This window comes from Stenotrophomonas sp. WHRI 8082 (assembly GCF_040223995.2).
In the GTDB taxonomy this organism is placed as follows: domain Bacteria; phylum Pseudomonadota; class Gammaproteobacteria; order Xanthomonadales; family Xanthomonadaceae; genus Stenotrophomonas.
Map to the genome: position 1 here is coordinate 3,826,896 of NZ_CP167826.1, position 21,096 is coordinate 3,847,991.

At 64.7% G+C, this 21,096-nt stretch carries 22 protein-coding genes; 15 read left to right on the top strand and 7 right to left on the bottom strand.

The genetic code is table 11. The features are described 5' to 3' along the window. Positions 1–34 precede the first annotated feature (34 nt). The 3 genes from fabF (at position 35) to ABRP17_RS16820 (ending at position 2,659) form a co-directional block, all read left to right on the top strand. A complete protein-coding gene (fabF, locus tag ABRP17_RS16810) occupies positions 35–1,312 on the top strand; it encodes a beta-ketoacyl-ACP synthase II (protein WP_349984414.1) in 1,278 nt (425 codons plus the stop codon). Between the two features lie 38 nt (positions 1,313–1,350). After that, positions 1,351–1,914: a TetR/AcrR family transcriptional regulator gene (locus ABRP17_RS16815; protein ID WP_188327000.1), complete on the top strand. Its 564-nt coding sequence runs from the start codon at positions 1,351–1,353 to the stop codon at positions 1,912–1,914. 364 nt (positions 1,915–2,278) lie between these two features. Next, positions 2,279–2,659 carry a hypothetical protein gene (locus tag ABRP17_RS16820; RefSeq protein WP_188327001.1) on the top strand — a complete coding sequence of 127 codons (381 nt, stop codon included), beginning with the start codon at positions 2,279–2,281 and terminating at the stop codon, positions 2,657–2,659. Between the two features lie 43 nt (positions 2,660–2,702). Here ABRP17_RS16820 and ABRP17_RS16825 read toward each other — a convergent pair whose 3' ends face one another. Further along, positions 2,703–3,254 (bottom strand): CPBP family intramembrane glutamic endopeptidase, encoded by a 552-nt coding sequence (locus tag ABRP17_RS16825; RefSeq protein WP_349984556.1) that lies wholly within the window; start codon positions 3,252–3,254, stop codon positions 2,703–2,705. A gap of 377 nt (positions 3,255–3,631) precedes the next feature. Between ABRP17_RS16825 and ABRP17_RS16830 the strand changes: the two genes are divergently transcribed. Beyond that, positions 3,632–5,080, top strand: a complete 1,449-nt coding sequence (locus ABRP17_RS16830; protein WP_349984412.1) for a DUF4832 domain-containing protein — start codon at positions 3,632–3,634, stop codon at positions 5,078–5,080. Between the two features lie 43 nt (positions 5,081–5,123). Here ABRP17_RS16830 and ABRP17_RS16835 read toward each other — a convergent pair whose 3' ends face one another. Continuing rightward, positions 5,124–5,390, bottom strand: coding sequence for a plasmid stabilization protein (locus tag ABRP17_RS16835; RefSeq protein WP_349984411.1), 267 nt, complete (start codon positions 5,388–5,390; stop codon positions 5,124–5,126). Between the two features lie 198 nt (positions 5,391–5,588). On the opposite strand from ABRP17_RS16835, the gene ABRP17_RS16840 reads away from it, so the two are divergent. Then, positions 5,589–7,766 carry a TonB-dependent siderophore receptor gene (locus tag ABRP17_RS16840; protein WP_349984410.1) on the top strand — a complete coding sequence of 726 codons (2,178 nt, stop codon included), beginning with the start codon at positions 5,589–5,591 and terminating at the stop codon, positions 7,764–7,766. A 79-nt stretch (positions 7,767–7,845) separates the two neighbouring features. Here ABRP17_RS16840 and ABRP17_RS16845 read toward each other — a convergent pair whose 3' ends face one another. Beyond that, positions 7,846–8,340: a ferritin-like domain-containing protein gene (locus ABRP17_RS16845; protein WP_192094854.1), complete on the bottom strand. Its 495-nt coding sequence runs from the start codon at positions 8,338–8,340 to the stop codon at positions 7,846–7,848. Between the two features lie 215 nt (positions 8,341–8,555). Here ABRP17_RS16845 and ABRP17_RS16850 point away from each other — a divergent pair, with 215 nt between their 5' ends. Further along, positions 8,556–9,314 carry an OBAP family protein gene (locus tag ABRP17_RS16850; RefSeq protein ID WP_188327004.1) on the top strand — a complete coding sequence of 253 codons (759 nt, stop codon included), beginning with the start codon at positions 8,556–8,558 and terminating at the stop codon, positions 9,312–9,314. 49 nt (positions 9,315–9,363) lie between these two features. On the opposite strand, the gene ABRP17_RS16855 is transcribed toward ABRP17_RS16850, so the two are convergent. Further along, a complete protein-coding gene (locus ABRP17_RS16855; RefSeq protein ID WP_372486828.1) occupies positions 9,364–10,431 on the bottom strand; it encodes an SDR family oxidoreductase in 1,068 nt (355 codons plus the stop codon). An 82-nt stretch (positions 10,432–10,513) separates the two neighbouring features. On the opposite strand from ABRP17_RS16855, the gene ABRP17_RS16860 reads away from it, so the two are divergent. Then, positions 10,514–10,894, top strand: a complete 381-nt coding sequence (locus ABRP17_RS16860) for a helix-turn-helix domain-containing protein (RefSeq protein WP_349984408.1) — start codon at positions 10,514–10,516, stop codon at positions 10,892–10,894. Positions 10,895–10,905: 11 nt separating this feature from the next. Here the strand turns inward: ABRP17_RS16860 and ABRP17_RS16865 are convergent, their stop codons facing one another. Continuing rightward, entirely contained in the window at positions 10,906–11,700 is a 795-nt protein-coding gene (locus tag ABRP17_RS16865; RefSeq protein WP_349984407.1) for an NYN domain-containing protein, read from the bottom strand. 473 nt (positions 11,701–12,173) lie between these two features. Here ABRP17_RS16865 and ABRP17_RS16870 point away from each other — a divergent pair, with 473 nt between their 5' ends. Beyond that, the gene (locus ABRP17_RS16870; protein ID WP_349984406.1) at positions 12,174–12,398 is read left to right on the top strand and encodes a hypothetical protein; all 225 of its coding nucleotides are present in this window, start codon (positions 12,174–12,176) and stop codon (positions 12,396–12,398) included. 51 nt (positions 12,399–12,449) lie between these two features. Here the strand turns inward: ABRP17_RS16870 and ABRP17_RS16875 are convergent, their stop codons facing one another. Then, on the bottom strand, positions 12,450–12,710 hold the full coding sequence (locus ABRP17_RS16875) for a DUF3253 domain-containing protein (protein WP_349984405.1): 261 nt from the start codon (positions 12,708–12,710) through the stop codon (positions 12,450–12,452). Positions 12,711–12,866: 156 nt separating this feature from the next. Here ABRP17_RS16875 and ABRP17_RS16880 point away from each other — a divergent pair, with 156 nt between their 5' ends. Beyond that, positions 12,867–14,081 (top strand): OmpA family protein, encoded by a 1,215-nt coding sequence (locus tag ABRP17_RS16880; RefSeq protein ID WP_349984404.1) that lies wholly within the window; start codon positions 12,867–12,869, stop codon positions 14,079–14,081. Positions 14,082–14,119: 38 nt separating this feature from the next. Further along, a complete protein-coding gene (locus ABRP17_RS16885; protein WP_188327010.1) occupies positions 14,120–14,503 on the top strand; it encodes a DUF6180 family protein in 384 nt (127 codons plus the stop codon). On the opposite strand, the gene ABRP17_RS16890 is transcribed toward ABRP17_RS16885, so the two are convergent. Next, entirely contained in the window at positions 14,492–15,154 is a 663-nt protein-coding gene (locus tag ABRP17_RS16890; protein WP_188327011.1) for an NAD-dependent epimerase/dehydratase family protein, read from the bottom strand. The genes ABRP17_RS16885 and ABRP17_RS16890 overlap by 12 nt on opposite strands. Positions 15,155–15,383: 229 nt before the next feature. Between ABRP17_RS16890 and ABRP17_RS16895 the strand changes: the two genes are divergently transcribed. From ABRP17_RS16895 to ABRP17_RS16915, 5 genes are all read left to right on the top strand, one after another. Further along, positions 15,384–17,024: a type IV secretory system conjugative DNA transfer family protein gene (locus ABRP17_RS16895; RefSeq protein ID WP_372487025.1), complete on the top strand. Its 1,641-nt coding sequence runs from the start codon at positions 15,384–15,386 to the stop codon at positions 17,022–17,024. Between the two features lie 408 nt (positions 17,025–17,432). Next, positions 17,433–17,903 carry a toxin co-regulated pilus biosynthesis Q family protein gene (locus ABRP17_RS16900; RefSeq protein WP_223203053.1) on the top strand — a complete coding sequence of 157 codons (471 nt, stop codon included), beginning with the start codon at positions 17,433–17,435 and terminating at the stop codon, positions 17,901–17,903. Between the two features lie 84 nt (positions 17,904–17,987). Then, positions 17,988–19,073, top strand: coding sequence for a virB8 family protein (locus ABRP17_RS16905; RefSeq protein WP_188327013.1), 1,086 nt, complete (start codon positions 17,988–17,990; stop codon positions 19,071–19,073). Further along, on the top strand, positions 19,070–19,846 hold the full coding sequence (locus ABRP17_RS16910; protein ID WP_188327014.1) for a TrbG/VirB9 family P-type conjugative transfer protein: 777 nt from the start codon (positions 19,070–19,072) through the stop codon (positions 19,844–19,846). Before ABRP17_RS16905 ends, ABRP17_RS16910 begins: the two co-directional genes overlap by 4 nt. Next, positions 19,843–21,081, top strand: coding sequence for a TrbI/VirB10 family protein (locus ABRP17_RS16915; RefSeq protein ID WP_349984403.1), 1,239 nt, complete (start codon positions 19,843–19,845; stop codon positions 21,079–21,081). The genes ABRP17_RS16910 and ABRP17_RS16915 overlap by 4 nt, the downstream gene beginning before the upstream one ends. Positions 21,082–21,096 lie beyond the last annotated feature (15 nt).

The window sequence follows — 21,096 nt, forward strand, 5'->3', positions numbered from 1 at the left end:
TTGGCGCGGACCTCTTTTATATGGGAAGTGATGTATGAGCAGTGCCGACAAAGATCGCATCGTGGTGACCGGAATGGGCGTGGTCAGTCCTCTCGGCTGCGGGGTTGAGACCGTCTGGTCGCGCCTCCTGGCCGGGCGCTCCGGGATCGGGTCGCTGGGCGCCGAGCTTGCGGCGGGCACCGGCTGTGAAGTGGGTGGCCGCGTGCCTGACCGCATTCAAGATCCCGACGCAGGCTTCGATTCGACCGGCATCATCGCGCCGAAAGATCTCAAGAAGATGGATCGGTTCGTGGAGTTCGCGTTGGTCGCCGCCCACGAAGCGCTTGAGCAGGCGCAGTGGCAGGACGCCGATTTTCGCGGGCTGCTGCGAACGGCGACCGTGATTGCCACCGGCATCGGTGGGTTCGGATCGATCGTCAATGCCGTCCACACCACCGAAAGCCGGGGGCCTGGCCGGCTGTCGCCGTTCACTGCGCCCACGTTCCTGGCCAACATGGCGGCGGGGCAGGCGTCGATCCGTTATGGCTTCAAGGGTCCGCAGGGCGCCCCTGTCACGGCCTGCGCGGCAGGCGTCCAAGCGATCGGTGATGCGGCGCGCCTCATTCGTTCCGGCGAGGCGGACATCGCGCTGTGCGGCGGCGCCGAGGCCGCGATGCACCGGGTCAGTCTGGGCGGCTTCGCTGCTGCCAAGGCGTTGAGCACGTCGTTCAATGACACGCCCCACGCCGCGTCTCGCCCGTTTGATGAGCAGCGCGATGGATTCGTCATGTCCGAAGGGGCAGGGCTGTTGGTGATCGAGCGGCTGGATCATGCACTGGCGCGCGGTGCTACGCCTCTGGCAGAACTGGTCGGCTATGGCACGACGTCGGACGCGTATCACCTTACTGCCGGGCCCGACGACGGCAGCGGCGCGCGGCGGGCGATGGAGATTGCGCTGACCCAGGCCGGCATTTCTCCGGACCAGGTCCACCACATCAACGCGCACGCAACCTCGACCCAGGTGGGCGATCGGGCAGAGCTTGCCGCCATGCGCGCGTTGTTTGGTTCGCGTGCCGATCTGCTGATCGCCGCCACCAAGTCGAGCACGGGACATCTTCTGGGTGCTGCGGGTGGCATCGAGGCGATCTTTACGGTGCTTGCGTTGCGCGATCAGATCGTGCCTGCCACGCTCAACCTGGAGCATCCCGATGCGCTCGCCGCTGGGCTGTCGATTGTCTGCGGGCACCCCCAGAAGGCCGACATCCAGTTCGCGCTGACCAACGGGTTTGGCTTCGGCGGAGTAAATGCCAGCGCGTTGTTCAAACGCCTGTGAGCATCTGCGGGCCCGCGCGCAGTGCCAGCAGAACGGCGATGCGCTGGGAAGATGCGAGGTCGAGAAGTCGGCAACGCATTCTGGAGGCCGCCAGTACGGTGTTTGCGCACTGCGGCTTCGAGAACGCGACGATGAATCGCATTGCAGAAGGGTGCGGAATCACCAAGGCGACGATCTACGCATATTTCCGTGACAAGGAATCCCTTTACCGGGTGGTGATGGACGGCCACCTTGATGGACTCCCTGCCGCGGACGTGGACCTGCCGAACAGCGCCCCTACCGCCAAGGCGTTGCAGCGGATCCTGGAGGGCATGGCGCGCCTTGCCGCGCATCCGGGCTGCCGGGCGTTTTGTCAGGCGCTGGCACGTTCTGAGCACGATCGCAGCATTTACTTCGCCCGCTGGGAGACGGTGCTGCACCCGTTTCTGGCCTTGGCAGCGCGGACGTTTGCAAACGCGCCGCCACAGCTGAAGATGTGGGATGACGGTGAGACCTTCGTCCGACTGGTAGCGGAAGAACATGGCTTGCCGCGTGGCCCATCACCGATGTTCAGACGTGGGATGACCGAAGCGCTCGTTGTCCAGGCTTGCCCGCTCACATAGGTAGCGCTCGACGCCCTGCGGGCGAGGCCGCCCGTCGCGACCACTGTCAGCAACGCCTTGGTTCTGATGCGATGCCATGACGAGAAACGCAGCAATCCTCATGGACGCTCAAGGCCGTCCCGCCCACGATGTCGGTGCTGACCCGCAGGGCCAGCCGGGACTGCCATCCCGAACGTCGTTAGCAAAGCATCTCTGTTGTCGCCTTCGGGCACGGCGGAGCATGCGCCCTCGTGCCATCCTTTTGGCGGACGGTGCGGGGGATCGCATGATCCGCCGGTTAACTGCTTTGTACGACACCGGTATGGCAACCCGCACCGTCCGCCGCCCAGCGCCTGTGCGCTGGCGGCCGCATGCGAGGCCTTTCATGTCTGTAGAACTCACTGCCGGCGCACGCCTGTACGCTGTGATCGGCGAAGCCGTACACGACCTTCCGCCGCGTTTCGTCAGCCGTCTTGAAGGCATCCTGAAGGCCCAGGAAGACGCGCAGTACGCCGGGCATCCCGCCGTGCCATCAGCCTCCCCGCAGCCCGGTCACATCAATGGCGGCAAACGCGCTCACTTGATGATGATCGAGCGCAAGCTCTCCGGTCTGGACGCCATTCTGGAGATCCTCCATGCCGCGCATATCGACGCCGCCGACGGAGCCGACGAGCCGGTGATCGGCGAGCATCTGGTAGAGGGTCTGCTGGTGGCAGGGCGCGATCTGCTGAAGACCTCGCGCGATGCACTGAGCGGCACGTTGTGAGCGCGTCGTCGGGACGTTGCGAGGCGCACTGCACGCTGCCGTATCAATACCACCCCAGATACAGCGTAGCGACGCCCCATGTATCGGTCAGGCCATGCGCCACGATCATCGCCCACAGATTGCGCCCGGAGCGCAGATACACATAGCCGAAGAGCACGCCGACCACGCCGGTGAGCAGGACGCCGGACAGGCCCTGCGACGCGTGCATCAGGCCGAAGGCCGCGCCACCCAGCACCGCGGCGAGCAGCAACCCGCCGCGCAGGCGGCCGACCAGGCGCTCCAGCTGATGCATCAAGAAGGCACGGAACACCAGTTCCTCTCCCACTGCGGCACTCAGCCACGCACCGCCGATAAGCTGGGCGGCGGCGGCGATGTTTCCCCGCAGCGCGCCGTAGCCGCTGTAGTCGGCCTTGGTTCCGGTCAGCTGATCCATCAGCGGCTGCACGAAGGGATTGACCAGCCCGATCACGATCACCAGCAACAGGAGGATCCAGCCCAGCGTCGCGCGCAGGGAGCGCGGCTTCAGCCCACAGGCGTCCCATGAGCGCGTTTCCACCCAGACCAGACCGACCGCGAGAGCACCCACCACTGGCATCCGCCACGGGAAGGACAGCCAGTGGAAGTGGGCGAGAGCCCCGATGAGCATGATGGCAGCGACGCGCGCAAGCGGATGGCGAAGCGCCGACATCAAGGCGGGTGGGGGTTGGGCAGGGTGGCCAAGCGGAGGCATGCGAATCCGCGATCAGAGCAGGGACTCCAAGCGTAGCCAGCCGTACCAGCGGCGCCCCGTGCCAGAGGACATGCGTTGGCCTTGTTATCGAAACTGTGATGCGCTCGTTATATTTCGCTATTGATGCATAACGAAACATAAGCTACCGTCAATCCCGCCATAGATGCGGCCTGACGACTCACAGCCCGCATGCACCGCCCCCTCGTTGCCGTCTTTCCCCGCGCACCTGAAGAGGTAAGTCCATGTCGTCACGTCCCGTCCGCGCAGCCTTGGCTGCCGCTGTTCTGGCGAGCGCGCTCAGCGCCGCCTGTGCCCACGCCGGCACCCTGACCCCGGCCGTATCCACCCAGGAGTTCGACAACCCGCACCGCGGCTTCATGCTGTGGGGCAGTTCCTATGCCGTGGATGGCGGCGTGGACAACTTCCACGGTGCGCACATCTATCACGTGTACCTGCCGTGGCGGATCATCGAAACCGCAGACCAGGTATTCGACTGGAATGCCGTGGAAACCCATTACCTGCAGCCGATCCTCGCCGACGATCCGTTGGCGACTTTCGTGCTGCGCCCGGTGGCCGATTATCCGGAAAGTGCCGCCAGCCAGATCGACGCGCATTACACCGGCGGTGAGAACGAGCGCGACTATCCCAAGTTCCTGGAACAGGCGCCGCTCAATATTCCGTACACGGTACGCGCCAAGTGCGATTCGGATGGCCCCATCCGCAGCCTGGATTACAACAACCCGGCGGCGCGACAGCAGATGCAGCAGTTCGTACAGGCGCTGGCCGCACGCTTCGACGGCGATCCGCGCATCACCGCGATCCAGGTCGGCTTGCTGGGGTTCTGGGGCGAGTGGCACACCAGCGGGTGCGACGACCTGCAGCCGAACGCGCAGACACGCTCGCTGATCCGTGACGCGTATACGGCAGCCTTCATCAAGACCCCGCTGCAGACGCGCTATGCGCGCGCATCGGACGTGGGCTCGGCGATGTTCGGCTTCCACGAAGATTACTTCCCGTCCTTCACTGGCAAGTGCAATGCCTTCAGCCCGCAGATGCCGGACTGCAGCGACGATGGCTGGTGGAACCTGGAGTACGGCCTGACCAACGAGGTGCCGGCGGCGCGCCAGAACTGGATGGTCAATCCGATCAGCGGCGAGAGCCCCAACACCGACCAGAAGAGCACCTGGATCAACCGCACCGCCAACGTGCGCAAGCTGCTGCGCGATTATCACTTCAGCTTCCTCGGCCCGGCGGGTGCCCACGAAACCAGCGGCAATGCGAGCAAGCTGAAGGACATCAAGCGCGACCTCGGCTATCGCTTGGGCATTACCAAGGTGACCTGGCCCACTACCCAGGTGCGAGGCCAGCAGGCTGCGCTGCAGTTGGACATCACCAACCATGGCTCAGCCCCGCTGTACAACGCATATCACGTGGAACTGCACTGGGTGGCGGCCGACGGCAGCACCAAGGCCCGCACCTTCATCCCGGCCGTGGCCTTGAGCGAGATCATGCCCGGCACGGTGCAGGCACGCAGCACGACGTTCACCGTGCCCGGCACGCTGGCGGCAGGCAGCTATTCGCTGCGCCTGGCGCTGGCCGACGACGCACCGGGCCGCCGCAACATCGCCCCCCAGAACGACGGCCAGGACACACAGCGTCGCCTGCCGCTGGGACAAGTGCAGGTCAACTGAGCCCGCAGGGGCAGCCACGGGGCTTCCGAGGGTAGAGCCGACTTCAGTCGGCTCCTCCCTTCCACTCCAAGGGCACGGCTGGCGTGGTATCGCGGTTTCGCTCAAGCGCGTCGACATCCGCATTGGTCATCCCAGCCTCCCGACCGAGTTCAGCCAGTGCCGTGCCCACATGCAGGCACTCACCAGGGTGGACCGAATCTTCCAAAATAGTGTGGATTTCGGCCTCCGAACTGCGCCCGTGCAGCGCGGTGCGGACCTTGATTGTCTGTTGTGCCGCGCATGGCAGGTGGCGGATGGTGGTGATGGGCATCGAGTGGGCTCCTTCAGGAGTGCACCGTATGCAATCACATTAAAAAATACTGGTGCCTTTCCGTCTAAGGCAGGCGTCAGCCCTTGCCCATCAGGCCATCGGCACCTTTCCACGTCGTCACATTTACGTCATCATGCCGCCCATTCCTTTACCTCAAGCCGCCGCCAGAGGGAGTCATTCCTGCCTGGAGGCCTTGCCGTGTCCGTTGTCCCGTTCCGTCCCATCCCCGCTGTTTCTCCGTTGACCCAGGCCATTCTGGCCGGTCTCGCCCTGGGGCTGCTGACCTCTGCCGCCCATGCGCAGCAGACCACGGCGCAGGCCGACGACGAGGCGGCCCGCACGCTGCAGACCGTGCAGGTCACTGCGAACCAGCTGGGTACCGTCACCGAGGGCAGCGATTCCTATACGCCCGGCACCATCGCCACCGCCACGCGCCTGGTGCTGACGCCGCGGCAGACCCCGCAGTCGATCAGCGTGATCACCCGGCAGGAAATGAATGACTTCGGCCTCAACGGCATCGACGATGTCATGAAGGTCACCCCGGGCATCAGCATCGTGACCTACGACAGCGAGCGCACCGAGTACTACGCACGCGGGTTTGCGGTGCAGAACTTCCAGTACGACGGCATTCCGATGGCGCGCGATTCGGCGTACTCGGCGGGCAATACGCTCAGCGACATGGCCATCTACGACCGTGTGGAAGTACTGAAGGGCGCCACCGGCCTGCTGACCGGCATGGGCGACCCGGGCGCCACGATCAACCTGATCCGCAAGAAGCCCACCCGCGAGCTGGCCGGTAGCGTAGGTCTGGGGGTCGGCTCGTGGGACAGCTACCGTGCCGAAGTGGATGTGAGTGGCCCGCTGACCGCAAGCGGACGCGTGCGCGGCCGCGCGGTGGCGGCGCAGCAGGACAAGCATTCCAACGTCGACCATTACCAGCGCACCAACCAGGTGTTCTACGGCATCCTCGAAGCGGACATCGATGACAGCACCCTGCTGACCGTCGGCGCTGATTATCAGGACAGTGATCCGCAGGGTTCCAGCTGGGGCGGCATTCCGCTGCTGGACACCACCGGCAACTTCAACAAGATGCCGCGCTCGTTCAACAACGGCGCGCGCTGGAGCAGCTGGGCGCAATACAGCCGCACCGCCTTCGCGACGCTGGAACATACCTTCAGCAACGACTGGGTGGCCAAGCTGCAGCTCAACCACCAGGTCAACGGCTACGACGCGCCGCTGGGCGCGGCGGCCGGCGGCAACCCGGACCCGGTCACCGGTGAAGGCGTGAGCATGTGGCTGGGCAAGTACGTGGGCAAGACCACCAGCAACGCCGCGGACCTGTATGTCAGCGGCAAGTTCGACTGGTTCGGTCGCCAACACGAGCTGGTGGTCGGCGGCAGCGTGTCGCGCAAGCGCTGGATCAACAACGGGTACTCGCCGCAGCCGGGATACGTGAGCAGCGTCGCCGATTATTACGGGTGGACCGGCGATGTGCCCGAGCCGGACTGGCAGTGGGGCTATGGCGATAACCAGGTCACCCGCGAGAGCGGTGCTTACGTGGTCGGCCGCTTCGACCTGGCCGATCCGCTCAAGCTGATCCTCGGCACCCGCATCGCCAATTACACCTCACCGGACACCGACGAAAGTGGCGTAGTGGTGCCGTATGCCGGCGTGGTCTATGACCTCAACAAGAATTACTCGGTGTTTGCCAGCTACAGCAGTATCTTCAAGCCGCAGGGCAACCAAGACGAGCAGGGCAGGGTGCTGGATCCGCTGGAAGGGCGCAGCGTCGAGGCCGGCCTGAAGGCGGAGTTCCTGGAAGGGCGTTTCAATGCCAGTGCAGCGGTATTCCAGCTGGAGCAGGACAACTATGCCGAGCCCAGCGGCGGCCTGACCCCCGGCGGTGGTATCGCCTACCGTGGCTTGATGGGCGTGCGCACCAAGGGCTACGAGCTGGAGATGTCCGGCCAGGTCGCGCCGGGCTGGCAGGTGCAGGGCGGCTATGCGCACAAGATCGCGCGCCAGCAGTCGACCAAGGTCTCCACGCTGGAGCCGGAAGACCAGTTCAGCGTGCACACCACCTACCGCCTGCAGCGGGGCGTGCCGGGTCTGAGCATCGGTGGCGGCGCGCGCTGGCAGGGCACCACCTTCGGCACCATCACCAACCCGGTGGATGGGGGTAGCCTGGTGCATCGCACCGAGCCGTACTGGCTGCTGGATGCAATGGCGCGGTATGAGTTCAACGACCAGCTGTCGGCCACGCTCAACGTCAACAACCTGCTGGACAAGCACTACTACACGATCTTCAACTGGTACAGCACGTACACATGGGGCGAGCCGCGCAATGTCCGACTCACGGTGAACTACAAGTTCTAGGAAGCCGCCTGCGTGGCAGCTTCGGGATGAGAACCGCTGGGGTCAGCCACCCCAGCGGCCATCGTCACTGCGCCGGGTATCAGCCCGCCGCAGCCGCCTCCTTGGCGCCTGCCTTGGCAATCATCGTCAGCTTCTCGTCGGTGACCTTTTCTTCTTCCAGGGTCTCCAGCAGCAGCGGCAGGGCGTCCTTGTAGCCCAGCTGCTTGGCCAGCGCGGCGATGGTGCCGTACGAGGCAATCTCGTAGTGCTCCACTTTCTGCGCGCCACCAATCAGTGCCGCATCGCGGACCGGGCCCTTCTCCACGCTGTCGATCACTTCCTTGCCTTCTTCCACCAGGCCTTCCATCGCGGCGCACTTGATGCGCTTCAGGCGGATGCCCAGCGTCTCGACTACCTGGTCGATGCGCTCGATCTGGCCATTGGTTTCTTCCAGATGGGTCTCAAAGGCCGCCACCAGATCCGGGTTGGTCGCAGCACGGGCCAGGCGGGGCAGGGCCTTGGTCAGCTGCTTTTCGGCGCTGTAGATATCGGACAGCTCGTGGATGAAGAGGTCTTCGAGGGTCTTGATGGCCATGCGGATTCTCCGGCTGGGTGGGTGGGAGCGCAACGTTAGGCGCGGGTCCGTTAGCGTCCGCTGGAGGAAGGGTGAAGGGGGCATGCAGGTGGGGCGGGGAGGGAGGGCAGCCGACTGAAGTCGGCTCTACCACGTCGGCTCTACCAAACCGGGTTCACGGTGTGGGGACACGGGTGAGCTTAGAAGAAGTGCGTTGGTCTTACGGGAGGTGCGTGATGAAAACCACATGGACGACTGGCGCGCTGGCGCTGATGCTTACTGCGTGTGGCGGCGCGGACACGCCCTCCAAGGTGCAGGCGCCCGGTGCGGAGGAAAGCGCGAAGACCAAGGCGCTCGATGCCGGTGCGGCAGTGCTGCAGAACCGGCCGCCGGTCGAGGCCCTGAATGCCTATCTGGACGGCTTCCATTTCTACAACGGTCGGCCGGATGTGCAGATGGAGGCGCATCACTACTGCGCCATCCTCAACGAAGAAGTCATCCAGTGCGCGATCTACGACGGTAACGTCGCCGATGCGAAGCTGATGGGCGTGGAATACATCATCAGCGGGGCACTGTTCGCGGGGCTGCCGGAGGCCGAGAAGGCGCTCTGGCACAGCCACGTGCATGAGGTGCGGTCGGGTCAGTTGGTGGCTCCTGGCATCCCGGAAGTGGCAGAGCACGCCTTGATGGAGAAGCTGGTAGGCACCTATGGAAAGACCTGGCACACCTGGCACACCGATCAGGACAAGCGACTGCCGCTGGGCGTGCCGCAGTTGATGATGGGCTTCACTGCGGACGGCCAAGCGGATCCGGCCATGGTCAGGGCGCGCGACGAGCGGCTGGGGGTGGACAGCGATGCCAGGAAAGCCAAGCGCGTGGACATTGCCGCGCCTGCCGTCGATGCAGGTGCAGATGCGTGGCAGCGGGGAAACGTCATTCAGATTCCAGACCCCACAGGCGCAGATCATCAGCATCCGGTTAAGCCGACGCCGTAACCCGGATCAGCGCGGCGGAGCGGGTGAGCCGCCCGCTCCGCACGGTGCTTCAGGGAATCAGGTGCTGGTCGCGCAGTTTCTGGAACAGCGCAAAGAATGCGTCGTCGCTGGGCTGGTATTCCAGGAAACCCATGCGCCGGCTCTTGGACATGTCGGTGACGACTTCCAGTGGACGCCCCAGGTCGGCATCGGTATGCCACGGTGATACCAGCCGGTTGATGTCCGCCTCGGCCAGGCCATGCTGGGCTGCCAGCTGTGCCCATGTTGCGGCGTCGTCGGCCATCTGCTGCTCCAGTGGGAGGACCTCACCGTTGAAGGGGGCAGCGTCCAGGCCGAACCAGTGCGCGATGCGGCCCCACATCCAGCTCCAGCGGAAGATGTCGCCGTTGACGATGTTGAACGCCTCGTTGGCCGCTGCGGGCGTCTGTGCCGCCCACAGCAGCTGCCGTGCCAGCTGGCCTGCATCGGTCATGTCGGTCAGGCCATCCCATTGCGCCTGCGAGCCGGGGAAATAGAACGGCCGCCCAGTTGTCTTGCACAGGCTGGCATACACCGCCAAGGTGGTTCCCATGTTCATCGCGTTGCCAACGGCCGCGCCGATCACGGTGTGCGGGCGGTGCACGCTCCAGGTGAACCCATCGCGCGCCGCTGCGGCAAAGACTTCGTCTTCCTGCGCGTAATAGAAGTTCTCCACCGGCAGGCGCGGCTGCTCTTCGCGGAACGGCGTCTGCGGCAGCACGCCCTGGGCGTAGGCTTCAAACGGGCCGAGATAATGTTTGAGTCCAGTCACCAGGGCGACGTGCTGCACGCTGCCCGCCGGCTGCAGGGCGTCGAGCAGGTTGCGTACCATCGCCGCATTGACGCGGATGTTCTCGGCCTCGCTGGCCTGGCGGGACCAGGTGGTGATGAATACATGGGTGGGGGACAGCCCTGCCAGTGCGCTGCGGGTGGCCTGTGCGTCCTGCAGGTCGGCCGATACGCCGGTGACGCCGGCCGGCAGATTGGCCAGGTTGCGTGCCATGCCATGTACCTGCCAACCGGCCTGCAGCAGCTCCCGTACGAGGGCGCTGCCGGTAATGCCGGTCGCGCCGACCACCAATGCGTTCTGGTTCATCATGTCGCCTTCTCATCTAATGCAGGGTCACACCTTAAAATAGCGGCCTCGGCTTCGAAAGAAGGCACCAAACGGTAACCAGGGCATGAAGTCAGTTAGCGCGGAAGAAGAATGGCGGGAGGATTGCGCCCCGCGGCGGGTGCTGGAGCTGTTCAGCACGAAGTGGACATCGATGGTGCTGCACACCCTGGCGGTACGGCATGAGGGCACCGCCCGCAGCAACGCGCTCCATCGAAGCCTGCCCGCCATTTCCAAGAAGATGCTGATCCAGACCCTGCGCGAGATGGAGACGGCCGGCATCGTGCTCCGCACAGAGCACCCGACCGTGCCACCATCCGTGGAATACGGGCTGACCGCGCTGGGCCGGCAGTTGGTGGAGCCGATCGAGCTGATCTACGACTGGGCGCGGCGGAACGCCAGCACACTGGATGCACTGCAGCCCCGGGCGACGTCGCGGCGGCGCTGAACGAGCGGCGCCTAGGCGCCACTGACCACGTGCACGGCCCATGCCCCGGCTTTGTCCTGCGCGTGGCGAAGCACGTCGTAGGTTTTGATCATCTTCAGCAGCGTGGAATGGCCGTACTTCTTCGATGTAAATCCAGGGTGGACCTTGCTCAGGTGCTGTCCCAGCGCGGACAAGTCCACCTTGCTGCTGGGGTCGATCCCGCCCAGCGCGCGTACCGCCTTCACCAGCAAGTCCGGCTTCTGTTTGGCGGCGGCCGGGGTTGCTGGTTTCTTCGCAGCCGGCGCAGCGGGTGTCTTCACCGCTTTTGCGGCAGGTGCAACGGGCATCTTCACCGCCGTTGCGGCAGGTGTGACCACCACCGGCGCGGGACAGGCCCACTCATGGAAGACGTCGCAGGCCTTGCGTAGCGTGATCGGTGATTTCGTTTCCCCCACGACGGCGACAAACGCCCCGCGCTCGCGCAGCTTCCGGCACAGGTAAGCAAAATCGGAGTCGCTGGTCACCAGCACGAAGTGATCCGCCCGATCATCCAGCAGGGCTTCCAGGGCATCCACGGCGAGCGCGATATCGGTGGTGTTCTTGCCCGCTACGCAGGCGTACTGAAGGCAGGGCGTGAAGGCTTCCCGTACCAGCTGTTCCTTCCACTTCTTTGCCAGCGTGTCATGGTTGCCGTAGCCGCGCCGCATCATGACCCGACCGGCCTGCGCGGCGACCCGCAGTGCGACGCTCAGTATTTCCGGCCTGACATTATCGCAATCGACGAACAGCGCGACGCGCGGTTCGTGGGGTAGGGCTGAGCTGCTCATCCGTGGCTGCCAGTGGTGGTGGGTGACAGGGCGACTATGGGGGGAACGGTCGTCCGTCGGCAATGCCCTGCTGGATCAGGGCGCTGAGGGACAGGGGCCTTCGGTTCCGTGGCGGATCGCACCCCGATAGCGCTCGGGGGATGCCGTCGATCCCAAGGCCGGCATGGGCTGAGGCTGGACCTGCCACGTCCGCTGCCGCCGGGTGTCGCGATTGAGCAAGGACCCGTGCGCCTGGTCGTGCCACCCTCCCGGCGGTGTCTACGGGGCGCGCACGGTGTCCGCTCCAGCACGCCGATTCGCAGAAGGTAGAGGTCCATGATGTCCGTCCACCTGCATGTCAGCACACCCCTGTATGCCCGGAGGAACGCGTAATGACCGTCCGTGCCCGGTGCGCCCGATGCCGGTGCGCCATTCCCCTGAGTTTCAGCGACTGCTGCCGCCAGCAGGGGCTTCCGGATGGTCGCAGCGCGACGGTGTGGAAGGTTGATTGTCCGGTGTGCGGACGGGAGCTGAAGCTGCCATTCCTGGTGGATTTCACCGCAGTGATGGTCGCGGTGGTCGTCACCGGCGTGGTGGGCTATGGACTGATACGGGTTGCCGGCCTGGATTGGTTCGCTGCAGCGTTTGCCCTGCCACTCCTTTGGCTGGTCGCGGGTCTGTGGCGATACTGCTTCGTGGAAAGAATGTTCACGCGCTGACGCGCAACGGTAAGGTCGGCCATACCCCGCTCGTTACGAACCACACCGCCGTCAGCGCTGCGGAAAGCCCGGCCCACGCCGCAGTCGGATCGGCCCGACGTCGATCATGTCCGGATCGCGTTGCGTATCGCCTTGGGTAACGATGATCATCCCGGAGCGCGCCAGATCGGCTGCCTTATCGCGGACCGGCTGCATCAGGGCGCGCCACGCTGTTTCACTCTCGGCCAGTGCCCGTGCCACCTCGGAGGGGCAGAGCGAAGAGGCCGGAGCGCGTTGCTGCAGCAGTGCGATGATCGTGTGGGCGATATCCATGCTGGCACCCTAATCGGGTCCGGGTGACCACGGTGTCTGGCGCGATTCGGCGCGAGGGCGACGACGCCCATCAACCTGCTTACGAATGTTTCACGCGACGCAAATGGCCGCTGGATAGGATGCTGACCTCGCTGTCATCACGGAATGATCCAGTACATGAGCTCATCCACGCGCGTCTTCGCGTTGTCTGCTTTCCCGTTGCTGCTGGCTGCATTGGCCGGCTGCTCGAAATCGCCGGATGGCGAGCCCCCCGCGACTGCGGAGTCACGTATTGCCCGTGATGCGCCGGACCCGCAAGGCGAAGAGGCCCAGCCAGATGCGCAGAATCAGGGGCCCGAGTTTCCCATCATTCCCAGCATCGTCGTCCCGGAGATAATCGGCGTTACCCCGGCGCAGCGGGCGCTGGAATCGTCCCTGCAGTCGATCCTCAATCCCGTCGAAGGCATCACCGTATCGCCTGCGCGCTGCAGTACCGATGGCAGCCTGATCAACGAGGGCGGCATCACCGAGGTGGACGAGCAGGGCAAGCTGACCCGCAACGGCGATGAAGGCATCTTCATGATCAACCCCGACGGAAGCGGCACGGCCAACTTCGAGGGCGGGCTGGTGCGGGTGAATGCCGACGGCAGCGGCACCATCAACGGCAATCCGTCCGGCGGTGGCGACGATGCGATCATCACCGTGCAGGCCGACGGCTCGGGTACCTATAACGGCGTCGCCGGCCTGATCCAACTGGACGGCAAGGGCGCGGGCACCTGGAATGGCGATAGTGGCCTGATCACCAACAACGGCGACGGCAGCGGTACCTGGAATGGCCCGAAGGGGCTGGTGCGGGTGAATGCCGATGGCTCGGGGACATGGAACGGCGAAGAGGGCCTGGTCTACAACAACGGCGATGGTACCGGTACCGTGGGCCCGCCTGCGCGCCCGGTGAAGATGGCGCCACTGCCGCCGCTGCCCAAGGCCGGTCGCTTCCCGCCGCTGAAGAAGTTCGCACCGCCCGGTGCGCCGTGCGGTTACGTGATCACGCTCAACGACCGCGTGCTGTTCGACTTCGACAAGTCCGACATCCGCCCGGACGCGGCCAGCCTGCTGGATACGCTGGCCGGTGCGCTGAAGGACGTGAAGTCGACCGGTATGCAGGTGCGCGGTCACACCGATTCCAAGGGCGCTGATGCCTACAACCAGCAACTGTCGGAACGTCGTGCGGCATCGGTGGTCGCGGCGCTGCGTGAGCGCGGCACCGCCCAGCAGGCCGACGCGAAGGGGTACGGCGAAACCGAGCCGGTTGCCCCCAACGAAATCGAAGGCAAAGACAATCCGGGCGGGCGGCAGTTGAATCGCCGCGTCGAGATTTTCGTCCGTTCGTAATAGATCGTCCGCCAATGCGGACTGCCATGGAGATGTGGATGAAAGCTACCGTTCTTGCCGCGTTGACCGCTGCTGCCGCGCTGCTGCCGGCACTGCCCGCGGCGGCTGATGATTTCAGCCTGGGCTACGATGTGGACCGTTTCCCGGCCAGCAAGCTCAGCATGCAGGCCTGTCGCGCCGCCGTATCGCGCGGTGCCGCCGCACTGGGTTACACCACCCGCGTCGACCAGGACCAGAAGACCCTGGCGCTGCATGTGTCCGCGCCGCGCACCGATGGCCGGTCGTTGATCGCTTACTGCATCAGCGCAGGCGACCAGACCGTTTTCGTGATCCAGGCGTTCGACTACTCCGGACCTGGTAACCCCGACGTGGACCGGGTCAAGGCCCGCGTCGGCGCGGAAGTGCGCAAGTCAGTGCGGTGAGCCGAGCGCGTTGACCTCGCGGTTTTCCACTACGCGGGGCGGATTGGGCGTACGCACAAGCGAGATCATCGCGCGCCCGATCGCCCCGTTGGTGGTGGCCGCGGCCGGTACGTTCTTCACGATCAAGCTCTGCAGGGGAGCAGCCAGGGTGTGCATGGCGCGCAGCAGTCCATGCGGGCTGTGCGTGCCTTCCTCCGGCAGGATGCCACCCGGGCGCACCATGACGGTGGTGATGGGAAGTGCCTGCAGGGCTGCTTCGGTTTCGCCCTTGATGCGCAGTGGCATCAATCGGCTGTCCGGGTCCGAATTGGCACCTGAGATGTAGAAGAACCGCCCCTGTGGATTGGCCGAGGCGTAGGCGCGTGCCACCGCCAAGGTGAGGTCCAGCGTAACGTGCCGGTAGGTCGCTTCGGCGGTACCGATGGGGGGCGCGCCGGCGCAGTAGAAACAGGCGTCGATGTCGGCCAGCTGCGGCGCGACAGTCGCGGCCTGCGCGAAATCTTCCAGCCGTACTTCGTGCAGCTTCGGATGAGGGCGATCGATCGCACTGCGTGTCAGCACCGTAACCCGGGTGACGTCTGCCGCGTCAAGGCAGGCATTGAGCACGCCCTGGCCCAGCAGGCCGGTCGCTCCGGTCAGAAGGATATGCATGGTGGGAGTTCCTGCGCGGTGGGGCCATCGACTCTACAAGCGGAGGCAGGGAAGGGTGGTGATGGCCGCTGGCCGCCAGCCCCGCGCGTCAGCTCACGTCCTCTCCCGCCGCATCGGTCGGTGCCGCCACCTACCCGCATCACGGCCAGTTGTGTACAGTCCGCGCAATCATGCGCTCAGGGAGGAATCGGGTTTGGCCACGCAGAAATGGGTTCGTCTTACCGTCGGCATCGTATCGACGCTCGTCGTGGGTTACCTGCTTTCAGGCTACCTGACCCTGGTCTTCCTCGGTCTGGATACCGCGCACTGGTCCTGGGATACGTATCACCAGTACTTCAGCGCGCTGGACCAGCCGCAGGTCGCCCCGTTCGTGGGCAAGATCAAGGCCGCCGGCTACGTGGGCTTCGGCCTGCCATTGCTCATTTTCTTCGTCGTGTGCGCCTTCCTGCTGCTGCGTCGCAAGAAAAAGGGCCTGCATGGCGATGCACGGTTCGCCAACGGGTCCGATCTGTCCTCACATGGGCTGTTCAAGAAGACCGGTGACAGCATCGTGGTGGGCAGTTACAAGGGCAAGCTGGTGCGCCTGTCGGGCCAGCAGTTCGTGATCCTTGCCGCGCCGACGCGCTCGGGCAAGGGTGTGGGCGTGGTAATCCCGAACCTGCTGGAATACGAAGAGTCCGTCGTGGTGCTGGACATCAAACAGGAGAACTTCGAGCTGACCAGCGGCTGGCGCGCCCAGCAGGGTCACGAGGTGTTCCTGTTCAACCCCTTCGCGGAAGACCGCCGCAGCCATCGCTGGAACCCGCTCAGCTATGTGTCCAACGACCCCGCGTTCCGGGTGTCGGACCTGATGAGCATTGCGGCAATGCTGTACCCGGACGGCTCGGACGATCAGAAATTCTGGGTCAGCCAGGCGCGCAACGCCTTCATGGCGTTCACCCTGTACCTGTTCGACAACCATGACGATGAGCTGCGCAGCGGCTTCCCGGGCGGGCAGGGCGTGCCGACGCTGGGCGCGATCTACCGCATCTCCTCTGGCGACGGCAGCGACCTGCGCAAGTACCTGCAGACCCTGGCGGGGCGCCCGTTCCTGACCAGCAATGCTAAGTCCGCCTTTGCCAATCTGTTGTCGCAGGCGGACGAGACCTTCGCCTCCATCATGGGCACCTTCAAAGAGCCACTCAACGCCTGGATCAACCCGGTACTGGATGCGGCCACCAGCACCAACGACTTCCTGCTGACCGACCTGCGCAAGAAGAAGATGACCATCTACATCGGCATCCAGCCCAACAAGCTGGCCGAAAGCCGGATGATCATCAACCTGTTCTTCAGCCAGATCATCAACCTCAACACCAAGGAACTGCCCAAGTCCAATCCGGACCTCAAGCACCAGGTGCTGCTGCTGATGGACGAATTCACCTCGATCGGCAAGGTGGACATCATTGCCTCGGCGGTGTCCTACATGGCCGGCTACAACGTGCGCCTGCTGCCGATCATCCAGAGCATGGCGCAGCTGGATGCCACCTACGGCCGGGATGTCTCGCGCACCATCATCACCAACCATGCCCTGCAGATCCTGTATGCACCGCGCGAGCAGCAGGATGCCAACGACTACTCGGACATGCTGGGCTACACGACGCTGCGCAAGAAGAACATCACCAAGGGCCGCGAAAAGACCCACAGCTTCAGTGAAGAGCGCCGCGCGTTGATGCTGCCGCAGGAGCTGAAGGCGATGGGCACGGACAAGGAGGTGTTCCTCTATGAGGGCATCCCGCATCCGGTGATGTGCGACAAGATCCGCTATTACAAGGATCGGCACTTCACCTCGCGCCTGCTACCAAAGGTCGACGTGCCGAGCTTGCAGATATGACGCATGGCGCCACGTCGCGTGTCGCATAAACGCGTTCATGACGCTGAAGAAGTGAAGTGGGTCATCTTTTTGGCGTGATCTTGTACAACTTTCATGCTTTCTTGACGCACTTTTGACCTCTATGTATGAGACCCTTCCGCATCGGTTCAGTGCATCGAACTGTTGGAATTGTTCAGGTGGCTGTATCGGCCACCGCAACAGGGATGGCTTCGAACGAGGTGAAGGTCGGTGCTGCAGGCCCACAGGGCAGGTACACCGACCGGTGGGCAGGCGGCCACGGCCGCAGGGGAGACGGTTTCACGCAGCGGCATAGGCCGGCGTGCAACCGGTTCCAGCGTGCAGATGCAACGCTGGACTGCCGAACCACCCGATTCGCAGCTGCTTTTTCGTACGTCAAAGGATGTTCGTATGCGGCAAGCGTTGGTAAAGACTTTTATCGCCGTGGCGGCGGTAGCAATGGCAGGCTGTGCAACCAAACCCGCACCGGACTTCGGTGGGCGCTGGAAGCCAGTCAATCGCTTCGACGCCGCGCCCACGGAAATCCCCCTGTACACCAGCTATGCCTTCCAGGCATCGCCGATGGATGGCACCTTGAAGGCCATGCTCGAGCGCTGGGCAGCGGATTCGGGCATGACCCTGGATTACCGCCTCGGATCGGATTACACGCTGCATGGCGGCGTATCCCGCATATCGACGACGAGTGCGCAGCAGGCGGTGGCCGATGTGACCACAGCCTATGCCGCACAGGGTGTTTACGTGAGCATCGTGGGCAACAAGATCGTCGCGGGCAGCAGTGCGGCGGTGCCGACGGCGGCCACTACGCCTGCGCCTGTCGTGACCGCGCCCGCACCGGTAAGCGCTGCGCCCAGCGGTAGCTGACAGCTGTTGTATTTCTCCACGTAGTGTCCTGCACGCGGTGCGGGACATGGCGCTCATTGACGTCCACGTAGTCCGGAAGAATCCATGTTCCGTAAGAAAGACCCAGGCAACAGTCCCAAGGTCGAGCAGGCTGTGGCGAAGGCCGTCAGCTACGAGATCACCGTGGCCGACATGGCGCGCAAGAGTGAGCGTCGTGCGTGGTGGGTGGCGAGCGCCTCCTTGCTGATGTCCTTGGCGCTCGCGGGTGGGTACTACTACGTGCTGCCGTTGAAGGAAAAGGTGCCCTTCCTGGTGATGGCGGATGCGTACACCGGCACGGCGTCGGTAGCGCGCTTGTCCGGGAATCTGGGCGAGAACTCAATCACCAGCAATGAGGCGATCAACCGCAGCAACGTGGCGCAGTACGTGCTGGCGCGCGAATCCTACGACTACGCGATCATGGGCCTGCGGGACTGGGAACAGGTCTTCGTGATGTCCGATCAGGCGGTGGGTGCAGCGCTGCAGGCGCAGTACAACCGCAGCAATCCGCAGAGCCCGCTGGTGCTGTATGGCACCGAGCGCGCGCTGCGGGTGAAGATCCTCAGCATCACCCCGCTGGGCACGTTGCCCAACGGCGGCTTCCGCGGGGCCTCGGTACGCATCCAGCGCACGCTGCTGGACAAGCGCACCGGCGCATCGACCTACCTGGACAACCAGCTGGTCACGCTGCGCTTCGAATACAAGGCGGCCCTGGCACTGAGCGAGCAGGAACGCGTGCTCAATCCGCTGTCGTTCCAGGTGACCGAATACCGCGTGGACCGTGATTACGCCGCTGCAGGCGTACCGGTGCCGGATGCATCGACCGCCGCCCCGGCTGCCACGCCGGCCGCGCCCAGCGACGTCGCAGCCCAGCCGGCAGCAGAGGTCCCGGTCGCCCGTTTCGATCCGATCACCGGCCAGCCGCTGGCCGCGCCTGTGCAGACCGCTCCGGGCCAGATGGTGCCTGCGCAGCCACTGCCGCCGGGCACGAATCCGAACCAGGCCGCGCCTGGCACTTACACGCCGCAGCCGGTCCCCGCGCAGGGCACCCCGGTTCCCGGCGCGCCGGCGCAGGCTGCGCCGGGCCAAGGCACGCCGCTGCCGGCGCGCAATCTTTCCAGCGGAACTGCTGATGGAGCAAGCAACCGATGAGTAGTCGCAAGATCAGGACATGTGCATGGTTGGTCGCCGGGGCGTTGGCCCTGTCGGCTGCCAGTGCGTCGGCGCAGGGCGTCGACCAGTACGAGTATGAAAAGGACCGGATCTATCAGGTGCGCACCGGCCTGGGTCTTACCACCCAGATCGAGCTCAGCCCGAACGAAAAGATCCTCGACTACAGCACCGGATTCAGCGCGGGCTGGGAACTAACCCGTCGCGGCAACGTGTTCTATCTGAAGCCGAAGAACGTGGACGTGGACACCAACATGATGGTGCGCACGGAAACCCACCACTACATCTTCGAACTGAAGGTCGTGGCCACCGACTGGCGCCAGCTGGACCAGGCACGTCGGGCAGGTGTGCAGTACCGCATCGCCTTTACCTACCCCAGCGACAGCGAGTTCGGTGTCGCCCAGGAAGCGGTGGAAGAAGAGGCCAAGCCGCTGCTCAGCACGGTGCTGGCCAAGGACCGTCGTTACAATTTCGACTATTCCTATTCCACCCGCCGCGCCAAGAAGATGGGCTGGTTGATCCCGGTCAACACCTATGACGATGGTCGCTTCACCTACGTGCGGCTGCCCGCGTCGCCGGAATACAAGACCGGCATCTTCCCGGCGGTGTTCGGCCGCGAGACGGAAAACGGCGAAGACTTCGTGGTCAATACGACCGTGGAAGGCAACACGCTGGTGGTGCACGGCACCCATCCGTACCTGGTGATCCGCCATGGCGATAACGTTGTTGGCCTGCGAAGGAACGTCAAGAAATGAGCCAGACCACTCCCCCGGGTAATGGACCCGACGACAGGCGCGATGGCACGCAGCCGGAAAACAACCCGTATTTCAACCGGGTAGATCCGGAGCCCACGCCTGACCTGGACGCTGCGGCCCCGCGTCTGCGGACGGTGGAAGAGCGCCGCCTGGATCGCAAGGCGCTGCTGTTCCTGGGTGGCATCCTGCTGCTGCTGCTGGCCATGGGCTACCTGCTGTTCCGCAAGGGCAACGAGCCGGAGCCGGCACCGGTGCCGCGTGCAGAAGCACGTACCACCACGCCCGTGCTGCCGACCATCCCCAGCGCGACCCCGATCGAAGCGCCTGCCGAGCCGATTCCGATGCTGCCGCCGCCGCCAGTCGATGACACGGCGCCGTCGTACGCCGGTGGTGACCGCGGTGATCGCGGCCCGCGTGGCCCGACCCTGCTGGAGCGCCGCATCGCTGCTGCCGAAGCACTGGGTGAAGGCCAGGGCCAGACCCTGGGGCAGTATCCGCAGCCGCAAGGCCAGGCCAATCCGTATCTGCCGGGCGGTCCGCTGGATCCGGCCGCGCAGGGTGCCGGTGGTGGTGGTGCCCAGGGTGCGCAGGGCGGGATGCTGGGCCGGGAAGGCGAAGCACTGCCGACCTCCGCTGCCTTCATCCGCAGTCCGGATGCACTGCTGGTGCGCGGCACGTATCTGCGTTGCGTACTGGAAACGCGGATCATCACCGACATCCCGGGCTACACCTCGTGCCTGGTGACCGAGCCGGTGTATTCGATCAACGGTCGGACGCTGCTGCTGCCGAAGGGCTCGAAGATCTACGGCAGCTACAACGGTGGCCCGGTGGCCAAGCGCGTGGACGTCATCTGGGACCGCATCACGACGCCGAACGGCATCGACGTGGCCATGTCCAGCCCCGGTACCGACGGACTGGGTGGCGCCGGCGTGCCCGGGCAGTACACCGCCCACTGGGGCAAGCGTCTGACCAGCGCGCTGATGATCAGCCTGCTGGCCGATGCCTTCAAATACGCCGCGGCGGAAAACGGTCCCGAAACCACCACGATCGGCAGCAATGGGTTCGCGGTGCAGAGCCCGTATGAAAGCGCGACCGCGCGGACCATGGAACGCCTGGCGGGTGAAGCGTTGTCGGATCGGCCGCAGCCGACCGTCACCGTCAACCAGGGCACCGTGATGAACGTCTACGTCGCCAAAGACGTTGATTTCAGCGCCGTGCTCGGCCGCCGGATGTAAGGAGCGAGAAGGACC